Below are 18,113 nucleotides of genomic sequence, written 5' to 3' on the forward strand. Positions count from 1 at the left end.
GTTTCTAAATTTTTTGTTAAAAAAGGGGAAGTTTCATGAGCCAGACGGGCATGACAGTAGGATTAGATATTGGTGCTACTTTAATTAAAGTAGTCGTGGCGCAAACCGATGGACAACATTTTAATGTGATTGCTACAGGTAATGCGCCATCCCGTGGAATTCGTAATGGCATCATTGTTGATATTAATGAGACTGCCAGTGCGATTCGACAGGCGATTGATTATGCTCGTGAAAAAGCTAACATTGAAATTCAAGAGGTAGTTGTTGGTTTACCTGCTAACCAACTAGAAATTAGTAATGCAGATGGTTTAGTATCCATCGAGAATCAAAATAAGCGAATTACATATAACGATGTTGCCAACGTTACCGAGCAGGCCTTAGCTAGTTTATCCAAGAATGGCAAAGAAGTCATCGAGTTAGTTCCTAGTGACTTTGTTGTGGATGGCTTTGACGGCGTTAAGAACCCTAATGATATGATTGGGGTGCGCCTTGAATTGCGTGGACTAGCCTATCTTGGTCCTAGTAAGATGATTGATAATATCCGAATGGCGGTTCAAAAGGCTGGCCTACGAGTTAAAGAATTTGTCTTAGCGCCATTGGTAATGGGGGAAACAATCTTAAATGATGGAGAACAGGACTTTGGTTCGGTACTCATTGATTTAGGTGGGGGGCAGACCACTGTCTCGGTTATTCATGACCATCAGTTAAAGTTTACTTTTGTGGATCCTGAGGGTGGCGATAATGTTACTCGCGATATTTCAACGGTGTTGGGTATTTCATACAATGATGCTGAAAATATCAAACGGGACCATGGCTTTGCTACACCTAGTCAAGCATCGGCCAATCAAACGTTCTTTATTGAAGTAGTTGGCGAAAATGAAGCCCAAATTACTAACGAAGAGTATTTAGCTGAAATCATTGCTGCTCGATTAGATCAAATTTATGATCGAGTGATTGAGCGTTTGAAATTTATTGGTGCTATGGATCTTCCGGGTGGCTTCATTATTACGGGTGGTAATTCAGCACTGCCTGGTTCACTGGCTTTTGCTAAAGAACGGCTTGGTGATAATGTGCATATGTCTGTACCAGATCAAATTGGTCTGCGACATCCTGCCTATTCGCGTGCTTTGTCCTATGTTTTGTTTAATAGTTCGGAAACGCAGTTACAAGAGGTAGTTAAACGGGTTTTGATGTCTCAGTTTGATGAGGAGGACGGCGCCAGTCACGTTGCACCATATCATCAAGTTACTGGGGCTGGTGAAGCGATTGAAACGCAAATCGATGAAGAAGATGAGATTTACGTTGATGAGCAAGCTGGCGGTGGCCTTTTGAACCGTTGGCGTACAAGGATTACTAACTTATTTAAAGAAGAAGACGACGATAAAAAATAACATTTTTTAAGGAGTGAATTTATGGGTTATTCAATGGATGAAGCGCAAAGCAATGGCGCCGTAATCAAGGTAATCGGAGTTGGTGGCGGTGGTTCAAATGCTGTTAACCACATGATTGATGAAGGAATTGGTGGCGTTCAATTTATTGCAGCCAATACTGATGTTCAGGCTTTAAACAAGTCACAAGCTGATATTAAGGTTCAAATTGGGCCAAAATTGACTGGCGGATTAGGTGCCGGCTCAAATCCAGAACGCGGTGCTAAGGCTGCTGAAGAATCTTCAGAAGAATTAGCAGAAGCCCTTAAGGGTGCTGATATGGTTGTCATCACTGCTGGTATGGGTGGTGGAACAGGTAACGGCGCTGCACCGGTGGTGGCACGGATTGCTAAGGAACAGGGGGCATTGACTGTTGCCGTTGTGACTCGACCATTTTCTTGGGAGGGTCCTAAGCGTAGTCGCTATGCAGTCGAAGGCTTGCAAGAGCTATCTGAATCAGTAGACTCATTAATCGTGATTACTAATGAGCGTCTTAAGGATCGGATTGATTTGCGCACGCCGCTGTCAGAAGCCTTTAAAATTGTTGATGATGTTGTCTCGCAAGGTGTTCGTGGTATTTCTGAATTGATTACTAACCCTGGCTTTATTAACTTGGATTTTGCCGATGTTAAAACGGTTATGAAAGATGCTGGTCCAGCCTTGATGGGTGTTGGTGTAGCTAATGGAGAATCTCGGGCAGCTGATGCGACTAAGGCGGCTATCTCATCACCACTCCTAGAAGTTGATATGGCTGGTGCCGAAGATGTTTTGTTAAACATTACTGGTGGACCGGATATGTCATTGTTCGAGGCACAGGCTGCTGCTGATGTTATTAATCAAGAAGCGGGTCGTGATGTCAACGTAATCTTTGGAACGTCGATTGATGAAAATCTGGGTGACTCAATTCGAATTACGGTAATTGCTACTGGACTCCAAAAAACCAGTGGCGTTGACCCAAAGAATGCGATGCGTCAAAAGCAAGATGGTTTGTTTACTAAGCCTAAGGCTGATGACGAAAAAGAATCAGTTTTTAATCGTGAAGATGATCAAACTACCGTTAAAGAAGACGGTAATCTTAAAGAACCCCGGGATCCATTTGCTGATTGGGATATTTCTTCAACAGCAACTAAAGGTGACGATGGTCGCTTTGATGGCATTCAAAAGCGTAGTTTTGATCCAGTTGAAGGCGATAATAAGGGTGTTAATTTAGATTTATCTTCTGAAGATGATGATAAGCCACCATTCTTCAAGAAACGGTAAGGAGTTATTATGGCATTTGATTCAATTAAACGTTTGTTCAGTAGTGATGATGACTACTATGAGGAAGAAGAGTTCCACGAAGCACCAACTCAAGAAGTTCCAGCTGGTGCTAAAAGTTCAAGCAATAATGCTAATCGAGGTAAAATCACTAACCGTGACTTAGCTACAATTAGCAGTAAGATTGCTTTGTTTGAACCTAAAGTTTATTCTGATTCACGTGCAATTGCTTCCCAAGTATTGGGTGGTGAAGCGGTTATTGTTAATTTCACTCAAATTGATGAAGGACAAGCCAAGCGAATTTTAGATTTCCTAGGTGGTTCAGTCTATGCAGTTGATGGTGAGATTGAACGAATTGGACAGTCAATTTTCTTAGTTACACCAAATACATTTGAAATTTCAGGTTCACTTAGTGATAATTTAGAACCTGCTAGTCGGTACTAATTCTAATGGCGCTTTTTTTATCAATCGTAAGTTATTTTATTCAATTTTATAGTTTTTTAATCGTGGTATTTGCTTTGATGTCTTGGTTGCCAGGTGCGGCCAATTCGTGGTTAGGCCGGGAAATTAGTCGAGTAGTTGTACCTTATCTACGGCTATTTCGTTTTATCCCGACGGTGGCTTCAATTGATTTCTCGCCGATTATTGCTTTGTTGGTCTTGCAGTTTGCGATGAAATTATTATCAAGTTTGTTCTGATGGTAAGTGATGATCGAATTAAACAACATTTTCGACCGGATGAGTTTGCTTTTATTGCTCAAATTGAAGATTGGTTAAGACGAGTAAGTTTCGACAGCCGGGAGTTTTTAACGCCTTTTTTAAACCCGCGCGAGCAATACATTTTGAGTAGTTTAGTGGCTCGTCAAAAAAATCTTCAGCTATCCTTTAATGGCGGGGTTGCCTCAGCGGAAGCCCGTCGGGCTATTATCGCTCCTGATTATTTTGATTTATCCCAAGCCAATTTTGAAATTGGTTTACTAGGCATTGATTATCCACAAAAATTTAATCATTTGCGTCAAGCTGATATTTTAGGGGCTGTTCTAGCGTCAGGGCTGGACCGAAAAAGGCTTGGTGATATTTTATCGGATGCCAATGAAAATCAATGGCAATTATTGATTGATCAGCAATTGGTCAATTTCATTACACAAAATGTTGACCACATTGGGAACAGTAAAGTTAACTGGTTAGCATTAGCATTGAATTCGGCTTACGATAAGTTGGATGCTGGACAGGAAGAATTTGCCTTGCTAGCTTCAATGCGCATTGATTTAGTTATTGCAGCTATTTTTGGCCTATCTCGTCAAGTAGCCAAGACTATGATTGATCAAAAACTAGTTAGAATTAATTGGGCTACTTGCCAAAAAGCGGATAGTTTAATTGATATCGGGGATATCATTTCGGTACGTCAATACGGCCGATTGCGTCTATTAACCGTTACGGGACGTAGTAAAAAAGATAAAATTAAAGCTACTTTTAACGTTATTAAACGGTAGTTTGTTGTGGTTGAATGGGAATGAGAAAGGAATTAATGATGGCATTAACACCGGATGAAATTTTAAATCATGAATTTACTCGTAAGGGATCTAAGGCTTATTTAGCTAAAGAGGTTGATACTTTCTTAGATAGTGTTAACAATGATTATCGTGAGTTAATTGCTCGCTATGATCATTTAAGTGCTACCAATGAACAATTAGAGACGCGGGTAAAACAGTTAGAAAGCCAGCGAGAAGAAGTTAATCAGTCGATTATCTTTGCCCAAGAGATGGCCAACAAGGTTCGTCGTGAGGCTGAGGAAGAATCACAAAAGCAGGTTAATCAAGCTCGTGAAGCAGCTACTCAAATTATTGATGATGCTCGTGGTAAGGCTGATGTGGAAGCTAAGCGTTTGGCCCAGGAAAATGTGGACCTTGTTAATGAGCAAAACCGCTTACGTGGTGAAGTGATTAAGTTTCGGGACTCCTTTGCTAATTTGTTAACCCAACAAAAGAACCTATTAGAAAGTCAGCAACTAGATGAAGCCGTATCTTTGTTACCAACTAGTCAAATTTCGGTTAATGCACTTGAGGCTAGTCCGGTTGAAACGCCAGTAGTTAATACTGTTGAAACAGATAACATGGAATCGGCTGGTGTAGTGGCTGAACCAGCTAATCTCCCAGCAGTTGAAGCGAGTGGAGATACTGCTCAACCAACTGATCAGCAAGATGATGATCCAACGTTAGTTGTTTTCCCAGACAATCCCTAATATAATAGACAGTAAATTGAGGTAATCCAGAAGGATTAATGACATGCTCAAAGCGAGCCACGTTGGTGTGAGGTGGTAGTCTCTGTTATTAATTGGATCAATTACCATTCACCCAGACTGAAGATAACAATTGTTAAGTTTGGGCGGTTCAGACCGTTATCACTGATTAGAGGGTTGTAATTTACAACTAAAAAATGGGTGGTACCACGTTTAGACGTCCTGTGCAACAATGTTGCACAGGACGTTTTTTATTCAAAAGGAGGCAGTTTTTATGAAATATAAAGATACATTAAATTTAGGTAAGACTAAATTTCCAATGCGGGGATCACTCCCTAAAACTGAGCCCGAGCGTCAAGCAAAGTGGTATCAGAATAATCTCTACCAACAACGTTTAACTCAAAATGAGACGAAGCCGCACTTTAATTTACATGATGGCCCTCCATATGCGAATGGAAACATTCATTTAGGGCATGCTTTAAATAAGATTACTAAGGATATTATTGTCCGTTATAAGAACATGACCGGTTATTATGCACCCTACGTACCAGGGTGGGATACCCACGGGTTGCCAATTGAACAGCAATTAACGAAAGCCGGCTATGATCGTAAGTCCATGCCTAAGGCTCAGTGGCGTAATTTGGCCAAAGACTATGCCTTAGAGCAAGTTGATAAACAACGTGAAGACTTCAAGCGACTGGGTGTTTTAGGGGATTGGGAGCACCCCTATTTAACACTTCAACCGGAATTTGAAGCGGCCCAGTTACGTGTCTTTGGAAAGATGGCTGGTAAGGGTTATATCTACAAGGGTGCTAAGCCAGTTTATTGGTCTTGGTCATCTGAATCTGCTTTGGCCGAAGCCGAAATTGAATATCATGATATTGATTCAACTTCACTTTTCTATGCCAACCGAGTTAAAGATGGCAAGGGGCTACTAGACTATGATACTTATTTTGTGGTCTGGACGACCACACCCTTTACGGTGACTGCTTCTCGGGGAATTACCTTGGGTCCTGATTTTGAATATTCAGTGGTTCAGCCAGCGGGTGAAAAACGTAAGTTTGTGCTTGCTACAGAATTATTGCCGCAAGTTGCGCCTAAGTTTGGTTGGGATTCTTGGGAAACATTGGCCACTTATAAGGGTCAGGAGTTAGACCAAATAACGGCCTATCATCCTTGGGATTCTGAGGCCGAAGAACTAGTGATGAACGCCGATCACGTTACGTTGGATTCTGGAACTGGCTTGGTTCATACAGCACCAGGCTTTGGTGAAGATGATTATAATGTGGGCAGCAAGTACCATTTGCCAATTACTGTGACCGTTGACGAAAAAGGGTACATGACCGCTGAAGCTGGTCCCGACTTCGAGGGGAAGTTTTACGATGATGTTACCGGCTTAGTGATCAATAAATTGCAAGATGCCAACCTATTTTTGGCCAAAGAAAAGATTACTCATTCCTATCCATTCGATTGGCGTACTAAAAAGCCAATTATTTGGCGAGCAGTACCACAGTGGTTTGCCTCAGTTGAAAAATTCCGTCAAGAAATTTTGGATCAACTTGATAAAGTTAATTTCTACCCTGGTTGGGGTAAGAAGCGCCTTTACAACATGATTCGCGACCGTGGTGATTGGGTTATCTCCCGTCAACGAGTGTGGGGTGTACCGTTACCAATTTTCTATGCAGAAGATGGGACAGCCATTGTCGATGAACAAATTATTGATCATGTAGCCCAACTGTTTGAAGAACATGGCTCGAACTATTGGTTTGAACATAGTGCTAAGGAGTTATTACCGGCTGGTTATACCAATGAACATTCCCCTAATGGTGAATTTACCAAAGAAGAAGACATTATGGATGTGTGGTTTGATTCGGGATCATCGTGGAACGGTGTTTTGCGACAACGACCACAATTAGATTATCCGGCTGACCTTTACCTTGAAGGTTCTGATCAATATCGTGGTTGGTTTAATTCATCCTTGATTACTTCGGTGGCTAGTTATGGACAAGCTCCTTATAAAAACTTGCTATCGCAAGGATTTACCCTAGATGGTAAGGGTAATAAGATGTCAAAATCGCTTGGCAATACGATTTCTCCTTTAGAAGTTGCTGACCAAATGGGCATTGAAATTTTACGTTTATGGACAATTACTGTCGATACTTCTCAGGACATGCCGGTTTCTAAGGAGATCCTAAAGCAGGTTTCTGAAAGCTATCGTAAGGTACGTAACACTTTGCGGTTCTTACTAGCCAATACCAGTGACTTTAACTATCAACAGGACCGGGTGGCCTTTGCCGACCGTCAAGCGCATGATCAGTATTTTACTGTTCTCTTAAATGATTTCGTCAAAGAAATCCGCACATCATATGATAACTATCAGTTTAACGATATCTTTAAGCGTTTGATTAACTTTGTGAATGTTGATTTATCAGCCTTTTACTTAGATATTGCTAAGGATGTTGTCTACGTTGAAGCACCAACTAGCCCAGAACGTCGCTCGATGCAAACTGTCTTTTATGAAACTTTGTTGTCCTTGACTAAGTTATTATTGCCAGTTTTGCCTCATACTGCTGAAGAAGTTTGGGAATACTTACCAAACGAAACTAGTGATTTTGCCTATCTTTCAGAAATGCCAGTCGTACAAGATTTAGGTGACACGAGTGCTATGATGGACGATTGGCAGGCCTTTATGATGATGCGAACTGCTGTTAATAAGGCTCTTGAAGATGCTCGAGAAGTTGAATTAATTGGTAAAAATGCAGAAGCAGCCGTAACCCTTTACCTAACTCAAGTGCAAAAAGACGTCTTGGCCCGTCTTGGTTTGAATACTCGCTTGCTGTTAATGGTATCGCAGTTGGATCTTGAGGATGTTAGTCAGGCTGATGAAGCCAGCCGAGATTATGATGGGCTGCAAGTAACAGTTAGCCATGCTCGCGGTAAGGTTTCACCACGAGACCGTATGTACCATGAGGATTTGGGGGCAGATTCAGCCTTCCCAGAGCTATCTAAACACGAAGCCGAAATCGTCCGTGAATTCTATCCAGAGGCCGTTAGTGAAGGCTTTGAATAATTATTAAGTAGAATGTCAAGTATATTTGCTTGACATTCTCTAGAAATAATGGCATACTAATACCAGTCATTAAATTAAAGGAGGAATTAAATCATGGCAGTTAAAATTCGTTTGAAGCGCATGGGTGCCAAGAAGCGTCCTTTCTACCGTGTGGTAGTTGCTGATTCACGTTCACCACGTGATGGTCGCTTTATTGAAACTGTGGGTACTTATAACCCAATCACTGTGCCAGCTGAAGTAAAGTTGGACGAAGAAAAGATTATGGGATGGCTAGGAAATGGTGCACAACCTTCTGATACTGTTCGCAACCTTTTGACTAAGGCTGGCATCATTGCTAAGTTCAATGCTGTTAAGTCAGGTAACGCTGCTCCTAAGGCAAGTGGCAGCAAGCCATCAGCTAAGAACACTGTTGCTGAAATCAAGGAATACTTGGATGCCCAAGGCATTTCTTATCCATCATCAGCTAAGAAGGCTGAATTGCTTGAATTAGTATAATTTTAAAAAACTACCGTTGGCGTAAGGCCAAGGTAGTTTTTTTGTGAGGAAAGAAGCCTACTTTATCCCTAAGACCTTGGTATAATGATAGTCATGGAAGAAAAATATTATAAAGTCGGAACCATTGTGAATACCCATGGAATCCGCGGTGAAGTGAAATTAAAAGCAACGACTGATTTTGCCCAGGAGCGTTTCGCCAAGGGCCAGCTGGTTTATTTGGACAAGGACCAAAGCCAGTATCAAGAATTAGTAATTAAAGCCAGTCGACCACATAAGGGGATGTGGTTACTAACTTTTGAAAACTATGCTGATATTAATTTGGTAGAAGTGTTTAAGGGCCATGATCTTTATGTAAGTGGTAGCCAACGACAAGATTTGGCTGCTGGCGAATACTATTATGATCAAATTATTGGCTGTCAGGTAGTTGATTTAAACCAAACAGTTTTGGGTGAAATTATTGATATCTTTACTACGGGGGCTAATGATGTTTGGACTGTACGGTTAACCACTGGTAAAGAGGGGTTAATTCCCGTGATTCCTGATGTTGTCAAAGATGTTGATGTGGCGCAAAAACGGATTACTATTGACGTTTTAGAAGGGTTATTTGATTAATGCGAATTGATGTTTTAAGTCTATTTCCAAATATGTTTGCCCCTATGCACCAATCAATTGTGGGAAAAGCCATTGAACGGGGAAAGTTAGATTTTCAAGTAACCGATTTTCGTGATTATACGACCAATAAACATAATAATGTTGATGATTACCCTTTTGGTGGTGGTGCGGGGATGCTTTTAACTGCTCAGCCAATTTTTGATGCTATTGATCATATTGAACAGGAAGCTGGTCAGCGTGGACATGTAATTTTGATGGATCCAGCTGGTCGTAAATTTGATCACAAGGTCGCCCAAGAATTAGCTGGTTATGACCACTTAACTTTCATTGCGGGACATTATGAAGGTTATGACGAACGGATTCGTGAGCTAGTCGACGAAGAACTATCCTTGGGAGACTATGTTTTAACTGGTGGTGAGTTGGGTGCCATGGTGATGATTGATGCGACCGTGCGTTTCTTACCAGAGGTTTTAGGCAATCAGGCGAGTGCTAATACAGATTCGTTTGAAGATGGGCTATTAGAGTATCCCCAGTACACTCGACCAGCTGAGTTCCGTGGCCGAACGGTTCCGGATGTTTTGCTCAGTGGGAATCATGCCAAAATTGCCGAATGGCGGTTAAAGGAATCCTTACGACGCACTTATCTACGTCGACCAGATTTATTGACTAACCGAACTTTAACAGCGCAAGAACGCGATTTTTTGGACGATATTAAAAGTGAAATCGAAGAGGGCTGAAGGCTCTCTTTTATTTTTGGCCGGATCCATAGCTAAATTATGGTAAAATATTGTAGTTATACGGGATGATTGACATCATTTCAATAGAGGATAAATTATGCAGCTCGAATTTTTAGGGACCGGATCAGGTCAACCTTCCAAAGGTCGAAACGTCACCAGTACTGCGCTTAAACTGTTAGATGAGCGGAATGCTGTGTGGCTTTTTGACGTTGGAGAAGCAACACAACATCAGATTTTAAAAACTAGTATTCGTCCGCGTAAGATTGAGAAAGTGTTTATTTCACACTTACACGGGGATCATATTTTCGGTCTACCTGGATTTTTGAGTTCTCGTTCGTTTCAAGGGGCTGACAAAGATGAACCTTTGACAATTTATGGACCTAAAGGGTTACGTTCCTTTGTTCAAACAGCGTTGCGAGTTTCTGATAGTCATCTGTCCTATCCCATTCATTATGTCGAAATTCAACCCGGTATTATTTTTGAAGATCAAACTTTTCGAGTAATTGCTGCACCAATGCGACACAGAATTGAATCCTGGGCTTTTCGTATTGAGGAAAAAGATCATGCTGGGGAACTTTTGGTTGATAAACTCAAACAAGATAATATTCCAGCTGGACCAGTCTATGGTCGCCTAAAAGCCGGTCAAACCGTTCAATTAGCTGATGGCCGCACGGTTAATGGCCATGACTACATTGGACCCCGACAACAGGGTCGGGTTATTACCATTGTTTATGATACCCGACCAAATCCTGAAATCGTTAACCTAGCTAAGGGTGCTGATGTTTTGGTTCATGAAAGTACTTACGGCCAAACGCCGGAAGACTTTAAACTAGCTAAGGCTCACGGTCATTCTACCAGTGCCGATGCTGCTCGAGTAGCCAAGGAAGCTGGCGTAGGACGTTTGATTTTAACCCATATTTCAGCGCGTTATCTAGGCCCATTGTTAAAAAATCTTATTACCGATGTTCGTCAAATTTTCCCAAACACCTATGTTGCACGGGATTTTGACATAGTAGATATTCCCTTTAAAAAGGAGCTCAATGAGTCAAAGTAATTGGCACATTTTACCACAGCCTGATTCCAAAAAGGTGCAAGTATTAGTTGATCAACTAAATATTGCTGCTTTTACTGCCGGTATATTGGTCCAGCGAGGAATTGATACCCCTGAACAGGCCTTGGCTTTTTTACGACCCAATGTCAATCAGCTGCACAGTCCTTTTGAATTCCATGATATGGATGTAGCCGTTGAACGGATTCAAACGGCTGCTTTTGGTGGCGAAAAAATTGCCGTCTATGGCGATTATGATTTGGATGGCATGACCAGTACAACGATTATGGTTGAGGCTCTTGAAATACTTGGCGCTGATGTGACGGCCTATATTCCTAATCGTTTTCAAGACGGTTATGGACCCAATATCGACCGTTATCGGGACCTAATTGCTAATGGCACTCAGTTAATTATTACAGTTGATAATGGGGTGTCGGGTAATGCTGCCATTGAGTACGCTCAAGAACAAGGTGTGGATGTCATCATCACTGACCATCACGCCTTACCAGCTACGCTTCCGCCAGCTTGTGCCATTATTCATCCGCGCCACCCGCAAGGCGCCTATCCTTTTCCTGATTTATCAGGAGCCGGCGTTGCTTTTAAGGTTGCTCAAGCTCTCCTAAATGAGGATCAGCCTGTTGTTAGCTGGGAAGATTTGCCAGTTGATTTTCTTGATTTAGTGGCCCTAGGGGAAATTGCCGATATGGTCTCACTAGCGGGGGAAAATCGGACCTTAGTAGCACAAGGACTAAAACAGTTAAGTATGAGTCCTCGACCTGGTATTCAGGCATTGTTAAAGGCGGCCAAACATGCCAGTCAAGAACCGGTTACAGCCGAAACGGTTGCTTTTAAAATTGCGCCTCGGTTAAATGCAGTCGGTCGGATTGCTGATGCACAATTGGGTGTTGATTTGCTATGTAGTGATGATCTTGAACAAGCCAAAAAATTGGCTACCCAGGTCGAGGCTCTTAATGATCAGCGACGTGAAATCGTAGAAGAGGTCTTTGCTGCTAGTAAACAAATTGCCCTTCAAGACGACTTTAAAGATCAGGGGGTCCTCATCATCGCTGGTCAAGGTTGGCATCAAGGAATTTTAGGGATTGTGGCCAGTCGATTAGTAGATCTATTAGAAAAACCAGTAGTGGTTTTGAGTGAAGTTGATGGTATCTATAAGGGATCTGGCCGTTCTTTTGGTGATTTTGACCTACATCAATTTATGAGTCAGTACCAAGACTTATACTTAAACTTTGGTGGTCATGCTGGTGCCTTGGGCCTGTCAGTTGATTCGGCCCAATTTGCAGATTTACAGAAACAAGTGGCCCAGGGAAGTCGTAATTTAAAACTGGTTAAAGTGCCAGTAGCAGTCACTGCAATCCTGAAAACGACAACTTTAACGACTGATTTGTATCAACAATTATTAATTTTAGAGCCCTTTGGGGTTGATAATCCACAGCCGGTCTTTGAATTTGATCAACCACGGGTATTGGCTAAAACGACCATGGGCGCTACGCAACAGCACCTAAAGTTAAAGTTGCCGGGTTTGCAACAACCAATCGAAGCGGTTGGTTTTAATCATCCCGATTGGGTCCAGGCCCTAGAAAAACAGCCTTTAGATAGCTTTATTGCTAGCTTGGGCATTAATTATTTTCGTGGACAGGAGAATTTGCAGTTGTTATTGAGCGATATAGCCGTTCAAGACCCGCATACAACTACTCAATCAGGGAATCATAAAGTACTTTTTGCCCGAGTGTACAAATTTGTCATCCAGCATCAGGACTTAAATTTTGCACAAAATATAGGCAATGTTGCTGGGCAATTAAATTTAACTGTCGTGCAGGTGAAATTGGTGCTCCAAGTCTTTGTAGAATTAGATTTTGTTACCATTCAAACTGGTTTTGTAATCGTCAACCATACGGCCGATAAAAAGCCACTCAGTGCCTCACCAAGTTATCGTAAATATTTACAAAATAATTAAAATAGAGGAAAGTTAACTTTCTGTAGAGGATATATAAATGAAAAAAATTGATTTGCATGATTATGTTGCAACGGTAAAAGATTACCCTGAACCAGGTATTTCCTTTCGTGACATTTCACCTTTAATGGGCAGTGGCCTAGCTTATCGGGAAGCAATTAATCAAATTCAAGAATTTGCCAAGGATTTGAATGTCGATTTAATTGCTGGTCCTGAATCACGTGGCTTTATTGTGGGATCACCGTTGGCCTATGCCCTAGGAGTAGGATTTGTGCCGGCTCGTAAAAGTGGTAAGTTACCACGGGCAGCAGTCAGTGCTTCGTATACGTTAGAATATGGTGGTATTAATGAGCTAGAAATTCATCAAGATGCTATCAAGCCGGGACAGCGGATTTTGATTGTTGATGATTTATTAGCAACGGGGGGCACAATTAATGCTACCCGAGAAATTATTGAAAAATTAGGCGGAGTTGTTGCTGGGGTGGCCTTTATCATTGAATTAGAGGCCTTGCATGGTCGTGAAAAAATCATGGAAGCCGGAGAAGTACCTTTCTTAGCATTGATGGAATATTGATGTCCAGCATTTTTAAATCAAACTAGCAGATGGAGGATGGCCAGATGTGGTACATTGTGTATTTTTTAGTTTTATTAAACACCATTTTGGCTTTAGTAACGGTCTTTCGTGAACCACGAGATATTGCTGCTACTTGGGCTTGGATGCTAGTTTTGATTTTTCTACCAGTCATTGGTTTTTTACTGTATTCTTTTGCCGGTCGAAAACTACCTAAAAAGCGTTTATTTCGCTATCAAGCGCAAGATTTTAATGAAATTCGTAAGTTAATTGGCCAACGTTTGCAACAGTTGGCTATTCAACCGAATGAACAGCCCATTAAAAATAGCCGAGATAATAGTTTAATCACCCTATTTAATACACTTAATCAGACCTATTTAGCCCCCAATAATCATGTTCGTATTTTTACTAATGGTCCGCAGCTATTTGAACAACTGATTAAGGATTTAAAAGCAGCTAAAGAAACAATTAATATTGAATTTTACACTTTTTACAGTGATAAATTAGGTCATCAAATTCTTGATATTTTAGTTGAAAAGGCTCGGCAAGGGGTTAAAGTACATGTAGTCTATGATAGTTTGGGATCTTTTGGGACCAGCGAATTGTTTTTTAGGCCACTACGGGCAGCGGGTGGGTATGCGCGACCATTCTTGCATACGCATTCAATTTTGTTTGATTTTCGTTTGAACTTTCGTGATCACCGTAAAATTGTGGTGATTGATGGGAAGCTGGGTTATATTGGTGGTTATAATATTGGTGATCAGTATGTTAATCAGAGTCGTAAATTTGGCTATTGGCGTGATACCCATTTGCGGATTACTGGGCCAGCGGTTTACCAGTTACAGGGACAGTTTATTTTAGATTGGAATGCTACCGATATTAAAAATCCAATTAAGGTAACGTTAGCTGAGTATTTTCCATTGGTGTCAGCTGATGGTAATAGTAATTTACAGATTGTTACCTCTGGTCCAGATTCGGATGAACAACAAATTAAAATGGGCTATATTCGGTTAATCCAGCTAGCCCAACGGACTTGTTGGATTCAAACTCCTTATTTAATCCCAGATGATAGTACCTACGATGCTTTGCGGATTGCGGCTAGTTCGGGGATTGATGTTCGGATTATGGTGCCATGTATGCCTGATCATCCCTTTGTTTACCGAGCTACGCAGTATTATGCCCACCAATTAGCGTTTGCTGGGGTTAAGGTTTATTATTATCGTAAGGGCTTTATCCATGCTAAAACAGTGGTTATTGATAATAAGATGGCCTCGGTTGGATCAGCTAATTTTGATTTCCGTAGTTTTAAACTAAATTTTGAAATTAATTCTTTTATTTATGACAAAGCCTTAGCTCATAAATTAGGGCAAATTTTTGAAGAAGATTTGAAGGATTCAACTTTGGAAACTCCGGCCGATTTTGCTAAACAGTCCTGGTGGCTGAATTTTAAACAGCATTTTAGTCGATTATTAGCTCCAATTTTATAAAACAAAAAAATGTCCATTGATATGGACATTTTTTATTGGACTAAATACACCGCTTCTTGAATATTGTCTAGGCTGCGGTAGTTTTGGTTGAGTTGTTTATTTTTTTTCAATTGTGCGGTTTGCCAAAACTCAGCTGAATTTGTAGCTCCGTTGGCTTCGCCAATTACAATTAAATCGCCCTGAAAATTTTCTTGTCGCAGCCATGTTAATAGCTGATAATCTTGTTTATCGGTATCAGGAGCCCAGCTCATAATAATCACTGACGCTGGTATTGTTTGAACGGCTATAAGGGCATCTAAGGCTTGGACCGAGCACCAAGGATGCGGACGTTGATTATCTTGATCTTGCCACTCGAGGGTATCAGTAGTTTGGATGGATTGACCCTGTTGTTGGAGTTCCGCTGAAATCAACGCATTCCCAGCCATTATTTCTAGGGCTGGGCGCCCCTGAATAAAGGTCTTTAAATCATGGATAAAAGCCTGGTTGGGTAAGGACCAAATACCAAAGTTAACAATCAAGTACTGACGTAATTGACTAAACAAGTCATCAAGGGGCATTAACCGTGGATCTGCTAAAATAGCCTTAACACTATATGTTAGCGCTGGTAAAGGCTGAGTAGGTAATTGCTTTTGGGTTAGCCATTTTAAACAATCCAAGACCGCTTGAATTTTATTTTGGACTGACGGTCGGTCTGCAAAAATTTGATATTGTTGCCGTAGTTGTTGTTGAAATTCATCCACGATTGGATTCCTCAAAAAAGTTATTGTAGCAAGAGTTAAGGGGAACAAAAGGTCGTCGTAGGGCTAAATTAATGTTATTGGTTTTTAAACTCCATAAATCAAGTAGGGCTGCAATGGCAATATGAATTGGTAAGTCGTTGTTACTTTCTTGGACGGTTAATTGATTATAAAGACCATCGGGTCGAAGTTCCGGTTTGACACTGAGCAAGCGTTTGGTAAGGTGATAGGTGACGTAATGATTGGTTAAAAAGTTACCAGAAATCATCCAGTTTAACTGATGAACAAAGATTAAATCGCCAAAATAACCTAGATGAAAATTTAATGAGGCCACCGTCCCAGTTGAACTACTGATTTCAAAGCGCGGGATTAGGCCATAGGAGAGTTGCCTTAGGCGAACTAAAACCTCACCGGACAAGCTTTGCACGGTTAACTGGTCGTCTTTTTTACCTAAACGCCCTGCCACTAGGTAGACGGCTTGAAAATTTTGATCAAAAACAATGTTAATGCCATCGTCTTGACTACGATGATGACGAAGATAGTACTTTTCCATAAGACCAATCCCCTTTTCCTTATTTTAACATGAAAGGATAATTGCACCATGTTATCACATACCAGCTGGGCTCCAGGTTTAAATGCTCAATTAAATCCAACTTATTTAAACGAGATTGCTCGTTTTATTGACCAAGTGTACCAATCCAATCAAGCAATCTATCCACCGCGGGAAAAATTATTTGCCGCTTTGGAACAAACGCCTTTATCAAATACTAAGGTTGTAATCATGGGCCAAGATCCCTATCACGAACCTGGTCAGGCCCAAGGGTTAAGTTTTTCGGTACCTGACGATGTGCCAGCACCACCATCTTTGCAAAATATTTTAAAGGAATTAGCTACTGACATTGGTTCTCGCCCTAGTCACGATTTATCATCTTGGGCTCAACAGGGCGTTTTGTTATTAAATTCAGTGCTCACTGTGCCGAAGGGGAAGGCCAATGCCCATCGTGGGCAGATTTGGGAAGGGCTAACCGACGCCTTAATTAAAATTGCTTCAGACGATGCCAAACCAAAAGTATTTATTCTATGGGGACGCTTTGCCCAATCAAAACGTAAGTTAATTGATGAAAGGAAACACCTAGTTTTAACTAGTGTGCATCCTAGCCCGTTATCAGCCTATCGAGGATTTTTTGGGAGTCAGCCTTTTTCTAAAGCCAATGTCTTTTTAATTGAAAAGGGGCGGAAACCAATTGATTGGCTACATTAAGTTTACTTTGTGAAACTAGTCGCTAGGTTTGTTATAATAATAGTATTGAAACATTGATTGGATAGGAGTGTCATATGGATTTGTTTGAACAGTTTAAAGAAAAGATTCAAAAGCAAACACAGACTTTAGTTTTTCCTGAAGGAGAGGATGAGCGAGTTTTAGGGGCCACAGTTCGTTTGGCCCAAGATAAGCTTGTTAAACCAATTTTATTGGGTGATCAAGGCAAAATTGAAGCAGTGGCTAAAGCCCACAATTGGTCAATCGATCAATTAACCATTATTGATCCAAAGCAGTATCCTAGTGCCGATCTAAATGCCATGGAAGCTGCAATCGTTGCCCGTCGTAATGGTAAAACAGATGCTGACACAGCTGCTAAGTGGGTTAAGGATGTTAACTACTTTGGTACTATGTTAGTTCAAATGGGTAAAGCTGACGGAATGGTATCAGGAGCTACTCATCCAACTGGTGATACGGTACGTCCGGCCTTGCAATTGATTAAAACTGCCCCAGGTTCAACCCATATTTCGGGTGCTTTTATTATGCAAAAAGGTGACGAACGTTACGTCTTTGCTGACGCTGCAATTAATATTGACGTTAATGCGGCTACTATGGCTCAAATTGCAATTCAATCAGCTCATACTGCTAAGGTTTTTGATTTAGAACCCAAGATAGCGATGCTATCATTTTCTACAAAGGGATCCGCTAAATCAGCTGAAGTGGATAAAGTTGTGGAAGCAACTCGTTTGGCCAAAGAAATGGTGCCTGAGTTAGCCGACCAAATTGATGGCGAATTGCAATTTGACGCAGCCTTTGTCCCTCAGGTTGGTCAGGCCAAGGCGCCTGGATCTAAGGTAGCCGGTCAAGCCAATGTCTTTATCTTTCCAAGTCTAGAGGCGGGAAACATTGGTTATAAAATTGCTCAACGTTTGGGTGGCTTTGAAGCCGTTGGCCCAATTCTACAAGGATTGGCAAAACCTGTCTCAGATTTGTCACGTGGTGCAAATGAGGAAGATGTTTATAAAGTTGCTATTATCACTGCTGCACAGGCATTGGTACAATGAGAACCAGTTTGGTTCTTTTTTTTTATTTTTTTCTTTCACGCCCCATGTTTTGCGATTAAACCTAGTTAAAACCCCATCAACTGTGGCATAATGAATAGTGGTTTTACTATTATACTCGTATTAGAAAACAATCTGTATCC

Annotated in this window: 18 protein-coding genes; 16 read left to right on the top strand and 2 right to left on the bottom strand. The window is 41.2% G+C overall.

Annotated elements, in window-relative coordinates; translation table 11 throughout:
* Positions 1 to 35 precede the first annotated feature (35 nt).
* The 14 genes from ftsA to cls all read left to right on the top strand — a co-directional run bounded on the left by ftsA (position 36) and on the right by cls (position 14,914).
* On the top strand, positions 36 to 1,391 hold the full coding sequence (gene ftsA / locus M4974_RS05690) for a cell division protein FtsA (RefSeq protein ID WP_248706514.1): 1,356 nt from the start codon (positions 36 to 38) through the stop codon (positions 1,389 to 1,391).
* A 21-nt stretch (positions 1,392 to 1,412) separates the two neighbouring features.
* Entirely contained in the window at positions 1,413 to 2,687 is a 1,275-nt protein-coding gene (gene ftsZ / locus M4974_RS05695; RefSeq protein ID WP_248706515.1) for a cell division protein FtsZ, read from the top strand.
* Positions 2,688 to 2,696: 9 nt separating this feature from the next.
* Positions 2,697 to 3,128 (top strand): cell division protein SepF, encoded by a 432-nt coding sequence (locus M4974_RS05700; RefSeq protein ID WP_248706516.1) that lies wholly within the window; start codon positions 2,697 to 2,699, stop codon positions 3,126 to 3,128.
* Between the two features lie 5 nt (positions 3,129 to 3,133).
* On the top strand, positions 3,134 to 3,382 hold the full coding sequence (locus M4974_RS05705) for a YggT family protein (RefSeq protein ID WP_248706517.1): 249 nt from the start codon (positions 3,134 to 3,136) through the stop codon (positions 3,380 to 3,382).
* A complete protein-coding gene (locus tag M4974_RS05710; protein WP_248706518.1) occupies positions 3,382 to 4,176 on the top strand; it encodes a YlmH family RNA-binding protein in 795 nt (264 codons plus the stop codon). The genes M4974_RS05705 and M4974_RS05710 overlap by 1 nt, the downstream gene beginning before the upstream one ends.
* Before the next feature lie 38 nt (positions 4,177 to 4,214).
* A complete protein-coding gene (locus tag M4974_RS05715) occupies positions 4,215 to 4,925 on the top strand; it encodes a DivIVA domain-containing protein (RefSeq protein WP_248706519.1) in 711 nt (236 codons plus the stop codon).
* A gap of 271 nt (positions 4,926 to 5,196) precedes the next feature.
* Positions 5,197 to 7,992, top strand: coding sequence for an isoleucine--tRNA ligase (ileS, locus tag M4974_RS05720; RefSeq protein ID WP_248706520.1), 2,796 nt, complete (start codon positions 5,197 to 5,199; stop codon positions 7,990 to 7,992).
* A 93-nt stretch (positions 7,993 to 8,085) separates the two neighbouring features.
* The gene (gene rpsP / locus M4974_RS05725; protein WP_248706521.1) at positions 8,086 to 8,487 is read left to right on the top strand and encodes a 30S ribosomal protein S16; all 402 of its coding nucleotides are present in this window, start codon (positions 8,086 to 8,088) and stop codon (positions 8,485 to 8,487) included.
* An 87-nt stretch (positions 8,488 to 8,574) separates the two neighbouring features.
* On the top strand, positions 8,575 to 9,099 hold the full coding sequence (gene rimM / locus M4974_RS05730; protein WP_248706560.1) for a ribosome maturation factor RimM: 525 nt from the start codon (positions 8,575 to 8,577) through the stop codon (positions 9,097 to 9,099).
* The gene (trmD, locus tag M4974_RS05735; protein ID WP_248706522.1) at positions 9,099 to 9,836 is read left to right on the top strand and encodes a tRNA (guanosine(37)-N1)-methyltransferase TrmD; all 738 of its coding nucleotides are present in this window, start codon (positions 9,099 to 9,101) and stop codon (positions 9,834 to 9,836) included. The genes rimM and trmD overlap by 1 nt, the downstream gene beginning before the upstream one ends.
* Positions 9,837 to 9,933: 97 nt before the next feature.
* Entirely contained in the window at positions 9,934 to 10,890 is a 957-nt protein-coding gene (gene rnz, locus M4974_RS05740) for a ribonuclease Z (RefSeq protein WP_248706523.1), read from the top strand.
* Entirely contained in the window at positions 10,877 to 12,859 is a 1,983-nt protein-coding gene (recJ, locus tag M4974_RS05745) for a single-stranded-DNA-specific exonuclease RecJ (RefSeq protein WP_248715832.1), read from the top strand. The genes rnz and recJ overlap by 14 nt, the downstream gene beginning before the upstream one ends.
* 37 nt (positions 12,860 to 12,896) lie before the next feature.
* On the top strand, positions 12,897 to 13,430 hold the full coding sequence (locus M4974_RS05750) for an adenine phosphoribosyltransferase (protein WP_248706525.1): 534 nt from the start codon (positions 12,897 to 12,899) through the stop codon (positions 13,428 to 13,430).
* A 44-nt stretch (positions 13,431 to 13,474) separates the two neighbouring features.
* The gene (gene cls / locus M4974_RS05755; RefSeq protein ID WP_248706526.1) at positions 13,475 to 14,914 is read left to right on the top strand and encodes a cardiolipin synthase; all 1,440 of its coding nucleotides are present in this window, start codon (positions 13,475 to 13,477) and stop codon (positions 14,912 to 14,914) included.
* Between the two features lie 32 nt (positions 14,915 to 14,946).
* On the opposite strand, the gene M4974_RS05760 is transcribed toward cls, so the two are convergent.
* Both M4974_RS05760 and M4974_RS05765 read right to left on the bottom strand, forming a co-directional pair.
* Positions 14,947 to 15,654 carry an SAM-dependent methyltransferase gene (locus M4974_RS05760; RefSeq protein WP_248706527.1) on the bottom strand — a complete coding sequence of 236 codons (708 nt, stop codon included), beginning with the start codon at positions 15,652 to 15,654 and terminating at the stop codon, positions 14,947 to 14,949.
* Entirely contained in the window at positions 15,647 to 16,204 is a 558-nt protein-coding gene (locus tag M4974_RS05765) for an LURP-one-related/scramblase family protein (RefSeq protein WP_248706528.1), read from the bottom strand. Before M4974_RS05765 ends, M4974_RS05760 begins: the two co-directional genes overlap by 8 nt.
* 48 nt (positions 16,205 to 16,252) lie before the next feature.
* Between M4974_RS05765 and M4974_RS05770 the strand changes: the two genes are divergently transcribed.
* The gene (locus M4974_RS05770; protein WP_248706529.1) at positions 16,253 to 16,912 is read left to right on the top strand and encodes a uracil-DNA glycosylase; all 660 of its coding nucleotides are present in this window, start codon (positions 16,253 to 16,255) and stop codon (positions 16,910 to 16,912) included.
* 74 nt (positions 16,913 to 16,986) lie between these two features.
* Positions 16,987 to 17,973: a phosphate acetyltransferase gene (gene pta, locus M4974_RS05775; protein ID WP_248706530.1), complete on the top strand. Its 987-nt coding sequence runs from the start codon at positions 16,987 to 16,989 to the stop codon at positions 17,971 to 17,973.
* Positions 17,974 to 18,113: the final 140 nt, after the last annotated feature.

The sequence above is a fragment of the Convivina praedatoris genome (assembly GCF_933208495.1).
Taxonomy (GTDB): Bacteria; Bacillota; Bacilli; order Lactobacillales; family Lactobacillaceae; genus Convivina; species Convivina praedatoris.

What these genes read in the sequence shown, in the direction of transcription:
- ftsA (WP_248706514.1), top strand. Translation starts at nt 36, where the DNA reads ATGAGCCAGACGGGCATGACAGTAGGATTAGATATTGGTGCTACTTTA.
- ftsZ (WP_248706515.1), top strand. Translation starts at nt 1,413, where the DNA reads ATGGGTTATTCAATGGATGAAGCGCAAAGCAATGGCGCCGTAATCAAG.
- M4974_RS05700 (WP_248706516.1), top strand. Translation starts at nt 2,697, where the DNA reads ATGGCATTTGATTCAATTAAACGTTTGTTCAGTAGTGATGATGACTAC.
- M4974_RS05705 (WP_248706517.1), top strand. Translation starts at nt 3,134, where the DNA reads ATGGCGCTTTTTTTATCAATCGTAAGTTATTTTATTCAATTTTATAGT.
- M4974_RS05710 (WP_248706518.1), top strand. Translation starts at nt 3,382, where the DNA reads ATGGTAAGTGATGATCGAATTAAACAACATTTTCGACCGGATGAGTTT.
- M4974_RS05715 (WP_248706519.1), top strand. Translation starts at nt 4,215, where the DNA reads ATGGCATTAACACCGGATGAAATTTTAAATCATGAATTTACTCGTAAG.
- ileS (WP_248706520.1), top strand. Translation starts at nt 5,197, where the DNA reads ATGAAATATAAAGATACATTAAATTTAGGTAAGACTAAATTTCCAATG.
- rpsP (WP_248706521.1), top strand. Translation starts at nt 8,086, where the DNA reads ATGGCAGTTAAAATTCGTTTGAAGCGCATGGGTGCCAAGAAGCGTCCT.
- trmD (WP_248706522.1), top strand. Translation starts at nt 9,099, where the DNA reads ATGCGAATTGATGTTTTAAGTCTATTTCCAAATATGTTTGCCCCTATG.
- rnz (WP_248706523.1), top strand. Translation starts at nt 9,934, where the DNA reads ATGCAGCTCGAATTTTTAGGGACCGGATCAGGTCAACCTTCCAAAGGT.
- recJ (WP_248715832.1), top strand. Translation starts at nt 10,877, where the DNA reads ATGAGTCAAAGTAATTGGCACATTTTACCACAGCCTGATTCCAAAAAG.
- M4974_RS05750 (WP_248706525.1), top strand. Translation starts at nt 12,897, where the DNA reads ATGAAAAAAATTGATTTGCATGATTATGTTGCAACGGTAAAAGATTAC.
- cls (WP_248706526.1), top strand. Translation starts at nt 13,475, where the DNA reads ATGTGGTACATTGTGTATTTTTTAGTTTTATTAAACACCATTTTGGCT.
- M4974_RS05765 (WP_248706528.1), bottom strand. Translation starts at nt 16,204, where the DNA reads ATGGAAAAGTACTATCTTCGTCATCATCGTAGTCAAGACGATGGCATT.
- M4974_RS05770 (WP_248706529.1), top strand. Translation starts at nt 16,253, where the DNA reads ATGTTATCACATACCAGCTGGGCTCCAGGTTTAAATGCTCAATTAAAT.
- pta (WP_248706530.1), top strand. Translation starts at nt 16,987, where the DNA reads ATGGATTTGTTTGAACAGTTTAAAGAAAAGATTCAAAAGCAAACACAG.